This is a genomic window from Klebsiella aerogenes KCTC 2190 (assembly GCF_000215745.1).
Taxonomy (GTDB): domain Bacteria; phylum Pseudomonadota; class Gammaproteobacteria; order Enterobacterales; family Enterobacteriaceae; genus Klebsiella; species Klebsiella aerogenes.
In genome coordinates this window covers 3753196-3765260 of the sequence record NC_015663.1, presented here as the reverse complement: position 1 = coordinate 3765260, position 12065 = coordinate 3753196, and the positions used below count along the sequence as shown (strand labels likewise).

Annotated in this window: 13 protein-coding genes; 6 read left to right on the top strand and 7 right to left on the bottom strand. The window is 52.3% G+C overall.

The window, feature by feature from the left end; genetic code table 11:
• Positions 1–102 precede the first annotated feature (102 nt).
• Positions 103–261: a hypothetical protein gene (locus tag EAE_RS17760; protein ID WP_155960689.1), complete on the bottom strand. Its 159-nt coding sequence runs from the start codon at positions 259–261 to the stop codon at positions 103–105.
• 14 nt (positions 262–275) lie between these two features.
• Between EAE_RS17760 and EAE_RS17755 the strand changes: the two genes are divergently transcribed.
• Positions 276–1367 (top strand): malate/lactate/ureidoglycolate dehydrogenase, encoded by a 1092-nt coding sequence (locus EAE_RS17755; RefSeq protein WP_015705181.1) that lies wholly within the window; start codon positions 276–278, stop codon positions 1365–1367.
• Positions 1368–1611: 244 nt separating this feature from the next.
• Positions 1612–3762 carry a formate dehydrogenase subunit alpha gene (fdhF, locus tag EAE_RS17750; protein ID WP_015705180.1) on the top strand — a complete coding sequence of 717 codons (2151 nt, stop codon included), beginning with the start codon at positions 1612–1614 and terminating at the stop codon, positions 3760–3762.
• Here fdhF and EAE_RS17745 read toward each other — a convergent pair.
• Together EAE_RS17745 and EAE_RS17740 are read right to left on the bottom strand one after the other, a co-directional pair.
• Complete coding sequence (locus tag EAE_RS17745; RefSeq protein ID WP_015705179.1) at positions 3752–3973, bottom strand: hypothetical protein; 222 nt, start codon at positions 3971–3973, stop codon at positions 3752–3754. The genes fdhF and EAE_RS17745 overlap by 11 nt on opposite strands.
• A gap of 12 nt (positions 3974–3985) precedes the next feature.
• Positions 3986–4993: an AraC family transcriptional regulator gene (locus tag EAE_RS17740; protein WP_015705178.1), complete on the bottom strand. Its 1008-nt coding sequence runs from the start codon at positions 4991–4993 to the stop codon at positions 3986–3988.
• 279 nt (positions 4994–5272) lie between these two features.
• On the opposite strand from EAE_RS17740, the gene EAE_RS17735 reads away from it, so the two are divergent.
• Entirely contained in the window at positions 5273–6874 is a 1602-nt protein-coding gene (locus tag EAE_RS17735) for an aldehyde dehydrogenase family protein (RefSeq protein WP_015705177.1), read from the top strand.
• Positions 6875–7231: 357 nt separating this feature from the next.
• On the top strand, positions 7232–7675 hold the full coding sequence (locus EAE_RS17730) for an acetyltransferase (protein ID WP_015705176.1): 444 nt from the start codon (positions 7232–7234) through the stop codon (positions 7673–7675).
• A 19-nt stretch (positions 7676–7694) separates the two neighbouring features.
• Here the strand turns inward: EAE_RS17730 and EAE_RS17725 are convergent, their stop codons facing one another.
• From EAE_RS17725 to EAE_RS17715, 3 genes are all read right to left on the bottom strand, one after another.
• Positions 7695–8279: a helix-turn-helix domain-containing protein gene (locus EAE_RS17725; RefSeq protein WP_015705175.1), complete on the bottom strand. Its 585-nt coding sequence runs from the start codon at positions 8277–8279 to the stop codon at positions 7695–7697.
• A gap of 323 nt (positions 8280–8602) precedes the next feature.
• A complete protein-coding gene (locus EAE_RS17720; RefSeq protein ID WP_015705174.1) occupies positions 8603–9223 on the bottom strand; it encodes a histidine phosphatase family protein in 621 nt (206 codons plus the stop codon).
• Between the two features lie 252 nt (positions 9224–9475).
• Positions 9476–10024: a GNAT family N-acetyltransferase gene (locus EAE_RS17715; RefSeq protein ID WP_015705173.1), complete on the bottom strand. Its 549-nt coding sequence runs from the start codon at positions 10022–10024 to the stop codon at positions 9476–9478.
• A gap of 338 nt (positions 10025–10362) precedes the next feature.
• Between EAE_RS17715 and EAE_RS17710 the strand changes: the two genes are divergently transcribed.
• Both EAE_RS17710 and EAE_RS17705 read left to right on the top strand, forming a co-directional pair.
• Entirely contained in the window at positions 10363–10719 is a 357-nt protein-coding gene (locus tag EAE_RS17710) for an ASCH domain-containing protein (protein WP_161798772.1), read from the top strand.
• Positions 10720–10920: 201 nt separating this feature from the next.
• On the top strand, positions 10921–11139 hold the full coding sequence (locus EAE_RS17705) for a DUF7661 family protein (RefSeq protein WP_015366962.1): 219 nt from the start codon (positions 10921–10923) through the stop codon (positions 11137–11139).
• Positions 11140–11454: 315 nt separating this feature from the next.
• On the opposite strand, the gene EAE_RS17700 is transcribed toward EAE_RS17705, so the two are convergent.
• Positions 11455–12057 (bottom strand): TetR/AcrR family transcriptional regulator, encoded by a 603-nt coding sequence (locus EAE_RS17700; protein WP_015705172.1) that lies wholly within the window; start codon positions 12055–12057, stop codon positions 11455–11457.
• Positions 12058–12065 lie beyond the last annotated feature (8 nt).

Below are 12065 nucleotides of genomic sequence, written 5' to 3'. Positions count from 1 at the left end.
ATGGCAAAGCCTTTATTTGCATTTCTTCAGGACCATTCGAATAAAGAAAAACAGGCGCAGTGTCATTACGAGGATGGAGTAATAAATGTACCTTTTACATATTCACCTAATATTACATTCAAAACCATTTTGCCGGGCGGTTTCGTCAAAATGAGCCATGCCAATAATCTCCCTATTCAGTGAGAGATATTTATCGCCTTGATCTTCTGCGCCTTGCGGCGCAGCATGGAACGGCAAACGCAACAAAACAACAACATACATCGAGGAGACTATCCGTGCCTACAGGACATCGCTTTCGCCCCACGGAGCTACACCACTTCGTCACCACCCTGTTCACGCAGCTGGGCAGTACACCAACCGAAGCCGCGCTGGTCGCAGACCACCTGATCGCTGCCAACCTTGCCGGACACGATTCGCACGGCGTCGGCATGATCCCAAGCTACGTAAAATCCCATAGCGAAGGATTTTTGCAGCTTAACCGCCATGCCAGCGTGATGAAAGACGCCGGCGCCGTCGTCACCCTTGACGGTAACGCCGGCTTCGGTCAGGTCGTTGCCCATGAAGCCATGCAGTTGGGGATTGAAAAAGCCAAACAGCACGGCCTCGCCGCGGTAGCGCTGCGCAATGCTCACCATATCGGGCGCATCGGTTACTGGGCGGAACAGTGTGCGGCCCAGGGGTTAATATCCATTCATTTCGTCAGCGTCGTCGGCGATCCGATGGTGGCGCCATTTCGTGGCAAAGATAGCCGCTTCGGCACTAACCCGCTCTGCGTGGTCTTCCCGCGTGAAGGCCACCCGCCGCTGCTGCTCGATTACGCCACCAGCGCCATCGCTTTTGGCAAAACCCGCGTCGCATGGCATAAAGGTGAAGCGGTGCCCGCCGGCTCATTGATTGATTCTCGCGGCGAGCCGACCACCGATCCGGCGGTGATGCAGACCTCACCGCTTGGCGCCCTGCTCACCTTTGCCCAACATAAAGGCTATGCCCTGGCGACGCTGTGCGAGGTACTCGGCGGCGCGGTCTCAGGCGGGCAAACGACCCACCAGGACAGCCTGCAGGGCTGCGTCGACGCCATCTTCAACTGCATGACTACCATTATTCTCAGCCCGGAAGCCTTCGATGCGCCGCAGATGCAGCGCGAAACCGAGGCCTTTATCGACTGGTGTAAACAGTCGCCGCACGATGCCGATACACCTATTCTGGCGCCGGGTGAGTGGGAAGCGGCCAATCGTCAGCAGCGGCTGGCAAACGGTATTCCGCTCGATGCCAGTAGCTGGCAGGCGATCTGCGCCGCCGCGCGGCAGGCCGGGATGTCGCAGGAGACGTTGAATCAACTGCAGCAGAACATGGAAGTCAACGCTTAACCTCAATCCCCGCGGGGCGATCGTCAGCCACAGCGTCCCGCGTCATCGTCACTTATGACGACATCCATGATTTTCCCGCGTCTTCATCACCTTCATCCCGCGTCATCAGCGCTATCTTCACTTTGGCACGCATTATGCAATCGATTTGCATCGCACGACGATCGACGTCGCGCGTTTGCTGACGGTAGCCTGCCGGGCCCGGCGCGCTATCGCCCTATCTTCACTGTTAACAGGTCTGTTACTGATGAATAAAATTACCAGCGTGTGCCCCTATTGCGGGGCGGGTTGTAAACTCAAATTGGTTGTCGAAAATGATAAAATCATTCGCGCCGAGGCCGCCGACGGCGTCACCAATCAAAACCAGCTATGTCTGAAAGGCTACTACGGCTGGGATTTCCTCAATGACACGCAGCTTCTCACGCCTCGCCTGAAGCAGCCGATGATTCGTTATCAGAAAGGCGGCCCGTTCACTCCGGTCAGTTGGGAAGAAGCGATTCGCTACACCGCCGCTAAGCTCCGCGAGATCAAGGCCAAATATGGCCCGCGCGCCATCATGACCACCGGTTCGTCCCGCGGCACGGGGAATGAAACCAATTACGTGATGCAGAAATTCGCCCGTGCGGTACTCAATACCAATAACGTCGACTGCTGCGCCCGCGTTTGCCACGGGCCGTCGGTCGCCGGGCTGCAGGCTTCGCTCGGCAATGGCGCGATGAGCAACTCGATAAGCGATATTGAGAACTCAAAATGTCTGCTGGTCTTTGGCTATAACTGCGCCGATTCTCACCCTATCGTGGCGCGAAGGGTATTGAGAGCCCGCGACAACGGCGCGAAAATCATCGTCTGCGATCCGCGGCGCATTGAAACCGCCCGCATCGCCGACCAGCATCTGCAGCTCAACAACGGCAGCAATATGGCGCTGGTCAACGCCTTCGCCTATGTCCTGCTGGAAGAAGATCTCTACAATCACGATTACGTTGAGCGTTATACCGAAGGGCTTGAGGCCTATCGTGAGGCGGTGAAAGACTACTCTCCCGAAGCCGTGGAAGCGCTGGTCGGCGTCCCGGCGCTGGCCATTCGCCGGGCGATGCGCACCTTCGCCGCCGCCCCTTCCGCTACCATTATGTGGGGAATGGGCGTAACCCAGTTCGGCCAGGCGGTTGATGTCGTCCGCGGTCTCGCCAGCCTCGCGCTGCTGACCGGCAACCTCGGGCGGGCTAACGTCGGCGTCGGCCCGGTCCGTGGACAAAATAACGTCCAGGGCGCCTGCGATATGGGGGTGTTACCCAACCAGTTTCCGGGCTATCAGGACGTCACCGACGCCGCGGTGCGCGCCAAATTCGCCAATGCCTGGGGCATCGATCCGGCGCTGATGGATACGCAAATCGGCACCCGTATCACCGAAGTCCCGCATAAAGCGCTGGCGGGAGAAATCAAAGCCTACTACATCATGGGCGAGGATCCGCTGCAAACCGAGGCCGATCTGGGTCTGGTACGCAAAGGGATGGAAGCGCTGGATTTTGTGGTGGTGCAGGATATTTTTATGACCAAAACGGCGGAAGTGGCTGACGTGCTGCTGCCGGCGACGTCCTGGGGCGAGCACGGCGGCGTCTTTACCTGCGCCGACCGCGGCTTCCAGCGTTTCGAACAGGCTATTCCGCCCACAGGTAACGTGAAACGCGATTGGGAAATTATCAGCCTGCTGGCCAGCGAGATGGGCTATCCGATGCATTACGCCAGTAACCAGCAAATCTGGGATGAAATGCGCGAACTCTGTCCGCTGTTCTACGGCGTAACCTGGGAGAAAATGGGCGATATGGGCCACGTGCAGTGGCCGTGCCCAACGCTCGATCACCCCGGTACGCCATGGTTGTATCAGGATAATCACTTTGATACTCCATCGGGCAAAGGGCAACTGTTCGCCGCGCCGTGGCGCGCGCCGGCGGAAACGCCGGACGATGATTTCCCGCTGGTGCTCTGCACGGTGCGCGAAGTCGGCCATTACTCCTGCCGTTCAATGACCGGCAACTGCGCGGCGCTGCAGTCGCTGGCGGACGAACCTGGCCGGATCCAGATGCACCCTGCCGATGCCGAGCGGGCAGGTATCGCCGATCGTCAGCTGGTATGGGTGAGTTCGCGGCGCGGCAAAGTGATGACTCGCGCCGATCTCAGCGAGCGAATCAACCCCGGCGCGGTGTATATGACCTACCAGTGGTGGGTTGGCGCCTGTAACGAGCTGACCCAGGATAATCTGGATCCTATCTCGAAAACCCCGGAAACCAAGTACTGCGCGGTGAAGGTAGAGGCTATTGCCGACCAGGACTGGGCGGAACGGTACGCCTGGACGACCTATAGCCTGATGAAGGCGCGGTTAAAGGCGGCAGCTAACGCCTGAGGGTGAATTCAGGGAGAGGCTTAGCTTCTCCCTGATATCTGACGTTGACCGGATTGACATAAAAATAGGTCTTCTTTGGCAGGCCTGCTTTATGAAAATCTGTTGTCCCGTTCAGGGTTCTGCCAGCAGGGACTGAAGTATGAAGCCGCCCCCCCCCCCGTCCTGTGACGCCGGCAAACAGGGCTTTCTCCTGTTCGGTAAGTTTAGACATGGTGTATTTTCCTCAATTCAAGCGCATGGCATGACGGACGCTGTCAGGTGTTTTTCCAGTCCACCCCTGGAATGCGCGATAAAAGGAATTGGGATCTTCGAATCCAAGGAGGAAAGCGATCTCTGCGCCGGACATCGTGGTATTTGCCAGGTAGTGTCGGGCAAGGCTCTCCCGCACCATATTGACCAGGGCGCGAAAGTTTTCCCCCTCCTCCTCAAGCCGACGTTGAAGCGTACGCTTACTCAAGCCCAGTCGTTCCGCGGCCTTCTCAATGGTAGCCGCGTTACCAGGCAACAGCTCCAGTAAGACAGCACGCACGCGTTCTGCCGTCGACGCCGTCGAATCAAGTTCACTGAGCCGTCGGCGAAGATCGGGTTCGAACGCGTGAAACATGCTTTCGTTGACCGTCAGGAATGGACGCAAAGCATCCACAGCGGCGAAAGCGATAACTGGATACTCTCCCTTTTGCACAGGTACGCCGAAGAAATTCTCGTAACGCCGGAGATAACGACTGGACGGAAGTTGCGGCAGGATAACGCGATGCGCCTTAATGTGCTCACGGGTAGCCAGTCTGGCTAGTCGCACGAAAAACGCAATCTCGGCCACTTGCAGCGAGTAAGGTACCTCGGTTTGTATCGACAACCAGCGAGGCGTCACGACCAGCTCGCCTGCGTCACCCGTATTGACTTCCAGGCTCATGGGCGCCACCAGTTGCTTGTATTTGGCGAGGCGCTGCAAAGCCTGTACCAGATTCGCGCTGCACAGGGCAGCGAACAGTGGTGGGTTGAAAGAATCAGCCGAGAGAGTCTCGACGAGGCGTAAGGGAAACATGGCATCACTTGCCTCAGCCTCTAAAGCGCGCCAGAAACGAAAATAGTCTTCGCCAGAAAGCCCCTGTCTTGCACGGGAGAGTAAATCGTCTGGAAGGCCGGCCCGACGTAATACATGGCCAGCCTGAACACCTAAGTCCTTCAGTATTGCCAGCCAGCCAATATCCATGGGAAAAGTTTTGTTTTGCACCTTCAGAACTCCGTCACTATTGCTCATTCAACTGACGCTCAGAGTATAGAGCAGTCGTGCGCTTACCCCCCTTCAAACCGCGCCACAATGACTGCACGTTACGCCAATCTGTAACATCCGCAACTCAACTCCCTGTGCTGGCATCTCTCGCATTAAAATTGGCGCGGATTGCCAGAGCGTTGTCGTGGCTTGCTTCCTATAGTGAGATGTAAACATCACACCAGCCAGGACACGTTCCACCTGTCCTGGCGGTCCAATCTGAACAATAGAGAAATCCCAATGAATGCTACCGAAGCTATCGACCAACTGGATCCCCAAAAATGGACCACAACATCTCCCGCAGAACGTTTGCGTCTGCTGGAGGAAATCCGTGCAAACCTGAAGAAGTACGGTGATGACCTCGCCTTCGCCGACAGCAAGATGAAGAATGGCATCCTCGGTGCGCCTCTTTTTTCATACCCAATGTCTAAGGTTGCTACCGTCGTTCCTATGGCGAGTACCGTCTCGGCAGCCATCATCCTTTATGAATCCATTCTCGACGGCAAGATGCCACAGCCGCTGAGCGTGGAAAAAGTGAGTGAGGATCTCTACGACATTTATGTCTTTCCGCAGGAGCGGAAAGACAAGTTGATGTACGCGGATCAGAAGAGTCGCATTCGTGTGAAAGGCGCACCGAAACAAATCAATCCGATGGAAAAGCCCGCGGGTATTATTGCCGTGCTGGGTGCCGGTAACTACAGCTCAGCGCTCGAGGTGTTGAAAGCGATCTTCTTCGAGAACTGTGCGGTCGTACACAAACCGCATCACCTGAACGAAGAAACCGACAGGATTTGGGCAAAGATCATGCAGCCGCTGATTGATCGGCGCGTTCTGAGCTTCTGCGATGCCGATCGGGGACAAGATCTGACAGTAGACCCCCGCCTCTCCAGGATCTACTTTACTGGTGGAACCGCAACGGCCGAGGCTATCATGTCAGCGACAGAGACGCCGCTGATCTCCGAATGCGGCGGTAATAACCCATGCATCATCGTGCCGGGCGACCGGCCATGGACAAAGAAGGAAATTGAACACCAGGCAGTGCAGATAGCCACCATGGCAAAGTTCAATGGTGGCGCGAACTGCGGTCGTCCCCAAACTCTGGTGACAAGCAAGCACTGGCCGCAGCGCAAGGAATTCCTCGACGCGCTGCGGGTCGCTATCTCGGAGACTACTCCGGCCATGGGTATGTACTACCCCGGCGCCGACAAGGTCGTGGATGGTTTTCGACAGGCCTATCCCGATGCGGAAGTACTGAGCCCCGAGGGCGGCAAGTATCCGCATTCCGATGTCATATTACTCACAGACGTTAAGCCCGGTGGCTACGCCACTTCACATGAAGCGTTCAGCCTGGTGCTCGCTGAGGTGCCGCTTGACCTGCCAGCCAATGCCGCGCACTTCCTCCCCGGCGCCGTCAAGTTCGCCAACACCCAGCTCCTGGGCACGCTCGCCAGTGCGATACTTATCGATGAGGACACCAGAAAGGCCCATCAGAAATTACTCGAGCAAGCGGTGTCTGACCTGGAATATGGTGCGGTCGCCATCAACAGCATGCCGTCCTTCATTTTTCTCAACCCCTATCTTACCTGGGGTGGAAATGAGGCAGGCAAGACTTTCGTTTCTGGTCGCGGCAACTTTGGCAACCTACTCAATTATGAGAACGTTGAGAAATCGATCATGGAGGCAAAGTTTATGTCACCAGGGCACATGCTGTACACCAACAAGCGAGCATTCGACAATATGGCTGGAAACATGGCGAATTTCGCAGTCGAGCCTACCTGGATGAACCTGACCTGTCTGATGGGGGACGCCATCCGCGATAGCTTCCGTAAAAAAGATTTCTGAGTCAGTAGAACGCATCGGCCTGAAAGGCCTTATCCATTGCCCTTTACTCGACTATCTTGTAGCGAGTCTGCTTCATAGCCGGGGCAGTGACTACGACCTTGAGGACATGCATAGGGTGAGCTCCACAACAATAAATCGGAACTCATCGCGGCTTTCCATACGCTCGAACGGCTTGTACGCCAGTTCGAGCGCTATCAGGCCAGAGCCGGTCGTGGCATTCTGCACCTGAAAGTGAGTCTAGCAACGATAGACATGGCGACATAATCACTATTGTGAATTTAATTACACCATAGTAAATTAATGGGATTGTTTTTGTAGGTAATTACCCCAAACCATGTCCACTTTAAGGAAAATAAAATGATAAAAATCAGAATGTCACGACCTTCTGAAGCGGAAGACATCATCCAGATTTGGAAAAGTTCTGTAGATGCTACGCACGATTTTCTGACAACACATGACCGGCAAGAGATCGAAAAAGAGGTGGTCGGTTTTTTTTCAGAAACCCCTGTATGGGTAGCGACAAATGATGAAGACCTTCCACTCGGATTTATGTTTTTACATGATGGTCATCTGGAGGCGCTGTTCGTCGATGCCTCTGCTCGCGGGCTTGGCGTCGGAAAACTGTTGATATCCCATGCCCTTGCTCTTCATCCTGATTTAAGCGTCGACGTCAATGAACAAAACCAACAGGCCGTCGGGTTTTATCAGCATATGGGCTTTCAGGTTTCAGGGCGCTCCGGGCAGGATAGTCAGGGAAGACCTTATCCCCTGCTGCACCTGCGTAAAGGGAATGGCGTCTAACCCTTTGCCAGGGGAAATATCATCTGTTTTTTTGGCTAAACGCAACGATGTATGTACAGCTCTGTTCGCTATCCGGGTTAGTCATTTGGCACTCGCCTGCAAAGGTAAGAGCAAGACAATCACCCGCTTGCAAATGATGAGTCTGATGATTGACCCTAAAATCAAGGTTGCCGCTCAGCATCCAAAGTGTTTGCCCGCAAAGATGCTCAATAGCGGAGGCGGGGATCGTCAGTTGACCCATTGCAGGGATTTCAACTTTTATCAGTTCCGGACTGGCGCCCGCCGGGGACAATGTCCAACGAATAATGCCTGATTGTTCATCTGTCCAATGCTGCTGCTGGTGAGCGAAACGAACCAGCGAATTCTGATGTTGCTCAAGCTCGGCGAAAAGTTTTGATAGCGTAATATTCATGGCGTTCGCTAAACGACTAAGGATAGTCGCGCTGGGGCTGGAGACGCCTCGTTCAATCTTACTAATCATCGCCTGGCTCACGCCTGAGCGTTGAGCAAGCTCCGTTACCGTCCAGTTACGAGCTTTCCTGTGCTTTAGTAATAACTGTGCAATGTCGCTATCTACTATCTGATTTTTCGCTGTTTTATCCATTTTCACCCTCACTTTCGCCTGCCTGATTATGCCATTAGCCAAATTCGGCTGGAATCATTGATTATGTCAGTGTGAAAAAATCAGGTTTCAATGGATGGACAATTATCTTTAGCACCCACGTCATCAGAAGAGCATGAGTTTGCGATGCCCGCATCCGGCACAACGCGGGTAAGTTAATCCGAGTTCTTCGTTTCATAGCAACGTCCCCCCTTGATTAAGGATAGCGTTGCATCGACCCGTTGAACTCACAGCGAGGAGTGAACATTGTGCTTAAATAATGATGACTCTGGCAGGATGGGTTTTCAATGCCTGGAAGGTAGCCACTAATTCAGGTGACGTAAATGTGTAGCAATCCCCCACTTTAGGCCAATACATTTTCCATTAATCAGGTCGATAACAGAATAACTTGCATTGGGATGAGCATAGCGAGGGAAACTATCGACAGTCCCTTCTTTAAGAATTGCCAGAGTGCCCTGACTGACATGCCCGTGAGACACAATACATACTGTTTGTTGATGTGATGAAGTATCTTCCAGGTTTTGTAAAAAACGCATAACTCGCTGAGAAGCATGCGCCAGTGACTCCCCCCCTGGTGGACAATACTCTGCATCAAGCCTGAATAATGCATTTGCATAGTTTGGATGTTTTTGTCTGAGTAGTTCTAACGGCATACCTTCAAACTGACCAAAGGCCTGCTCTTTAAGGGCCGGTTCAGCCGTCAGTGAACAATGAAAGTGTTCAGCCAGGCTTTGCCCCATTTGCCAGGCACGCCCAAGCGGAGAAGCGTAAACACGCTCTATTTGATACTCACTTGCACTAAACGCTGCTAGTAGGACGGATGTTTCACGCAAACCCCGACAGGTCAAGGAGCTATCGCTGTGCCCCTGAATAATTCCTTCCCAATTCCACTCTGTTTCTGCGTGTCGAACAAGTATCAATTTCATCGTTAGCTGGCCATGCTCGTTGTTGATCAAAATGTCCCAACTGCGCGATGTCAAACACACACCGTTGAAGCAGCGGAAGGCTTTCCTGTTGTGGAAATAATGAACAAGTGTAGCTTATTGCCGTTATGCAGCGGCTCTGAGTGTGGGGCGCTGAATTTTATCCGTAGTTAACTTCCGCTTTTGGCACGGAGCGGACGTGTTAACGAAGCTGAAGGTCCGCTGGGAGCGCTTAGCGGACATGCCATCAGCTTATCAGCCACCTTTACGAGCATTCCATTCATCACGTGTGATTTCCCATAGCTCGGAATCCAGCAGACCGCTGACATATGCTTTCTTTTCAGTCCTAATGAGCCGCATGCCACTGCTTTGTGAGATACGTTTGGAGCGGTTATTGAGAGCCGCTTTCGGCGCACGCAATATAGTCTTATTTAAGGAATTGAACCAATAATCTGTAGCTGCGTTACAGGCCTCACGCATAAAACCTTTGCCCTGATGCTCCGGTGCTAACCAAAATCCTCGGTTGTTATCCTCAACATCATAAAGACAGATTAAACCTACCATGTTGTCAGGTGTTTCACGATGCCTAATAGTCCAGATCCAAGCGATTCCATTTGCTATATCAGGCAAGGCAACGTTATTGACATAATTCTCGGCGCCATTATCCGGATAGGGCCACGGTACTGATGAGACCATGTACCGAACAATCTCCCAGCGAGGATACAGTATCTGAATTTGTGAGGCATCTTCTGAGGATAATGGTTTTAACAGTAAGCGTTCTGTATAGAGAATAGGTATTGGCATCAGCACTTTTCCTTCCTGAACTTAGTGTCTATTACTGTTTAAGCCATTAAATAGCTATCTCAATGTATCTTGATGTACAGAAAATATCTATACAATAGGAGGCGCGGTTAACAAGCAGTCAGGGGCAGTTTTTGGCACTGCGCGGATGAACCAACTGAGTTTAAGCTCCAGTCTGAGCGAAGAGCAAACCACACTATCTGAGGTAACGTATTACTGTTAATGGTGACCCCATTAACGCTAATATTATTATTACTTTTTTCATCAACGGTTAGGCAGATGCATTAATGGTTAAGCTTAGGGAAATAGAAATGAAATATCCAGGCGCAGGGGCCTGGCAAATGGGAGACAGTCCAGAACTGGCAAGCGAGCTTGCTAACCTTATTAAAAAAGGAATCAAAACGGCCTCTTGTGGATCTTTTGCCTCTTACCAACAGGAAGAATCTGCTCCGAGGATTGGCAGCTATAACATAATTCTTGATGGACAGAATGTCCCGGTATGCGTGATCCGGCTGGTTTCGCTACAATTGGTGCGTTTTTGCGATATTAATGAGGAGTTCGCTCGCAAAGAGGGTGAAGGCGATTTAAGTCTTGAATACTGGAAGAAAGAGCATCAGCGATTTTTCATCCGTGAAGGTCATTTTTCTGAGGATATGGAGTTGATCGCAGAAGAATTCGAAGTGGTTGAGGTGCTGTAATCGGAGATAAAATTGCTGATGTTTTCTATCACCCTTTTCATAAACGTCCGCTCCTGGCACGAAGCGGTCAGCATGCAGGATCACCAGAACTGTAATGACAAAAGAAGATGTTGTCCTCTAACGAATTCAGGATTTATTCTCTGCCTTTCTTATTCGAAGTAATATAACGTGTGGTTTGATTGACATTACTGGAGGTATAACATGTTGGTTTATAATGTCTTTGGTCGATACCTTGGCATTCTGCGTAAGAATGAGTGCTGGTTGGTTTTTCGAGTAGATCTGACAGAAAGAAAGTATTCCCGTATCTATGACGTTGTTATTCCAGATGATCTGGCAGAAGATGAAATTGCAGGCTGGTTAGATGATATTTTCCATGAAGCTGCAACCGAACGTCATCCAGATGTTAAACGCATCGAATAATTAATTGATCAAATTATCAATATCCGCTTCTGGCGCGACGCGGACTGCCTGAATAGCCGTACGATCTCTATGAATGAAAGGTGGAGTTTAGCTTCTCGGGCCTGTTTATACACAATCGGGCTCGCTGTATTGTAACGTCCGAAAAATCTGGTAAAACATTGCTACACAAAATTCTTTACTATCAAGATTCGTGAAGGCCGTATTGAACCGGCCTTATGTGATTTTCAGACTGAATTACTGACCCGAGAGAATCGAAGCCGGAACAAGCGGCACGGAGCTCAACTTATTAACGAACCTTCAGGTTGAGAATGGAGGTTATGGGTGCTTGCCCTCTTCCAGCAGGCCATTTACCAGCAGGGTGAAAACCTGAATCGCTTTTGGTAAAGCATGCTGCGGATCTTCACTGGCAGCCACCCACTGAGCGGCATTCAGTGCAGCTCCATTTAGCAGCCAGGCGGTAGCATCCACATCTACCGGCTTGATTAAGCCGCGTTCAATCAGATCTGAAATGCTCTCTCGGGTGGCGTCAAGGCAGTTGTTCTGACTCGGCCATTTCGTAGGATCGCCAAGAAAAGCCGGGCCATCAAGCAGAACGATACGCCGGACTTCTTCATCCAGAGCCATTCTGATATAGGCTATCCCTTCAGCCAGAAGCTTTTGCTGGTCATCCCTGAACTGTGTCGCTGCACTCTTGGCACTTTGTGCCATTTCTGAGTCAATCTGGGCAACCACAGCGGCAAGCAACCCTTTTTTGTCCCCAAAATTATGGTACAGAGCCCCACGCGTCAGGCCAACGCTGGCAGTCAAATCATCCATTGATGCTGCTGCAAACCCTTTTTCGGCAAAGGCTTTTCGTGCGGCTGTAATCAACTTCGTGCGGGTTTCTTCCATCGTTTCGGCGCGGCGTTTGGCAGCCATGCGGACTC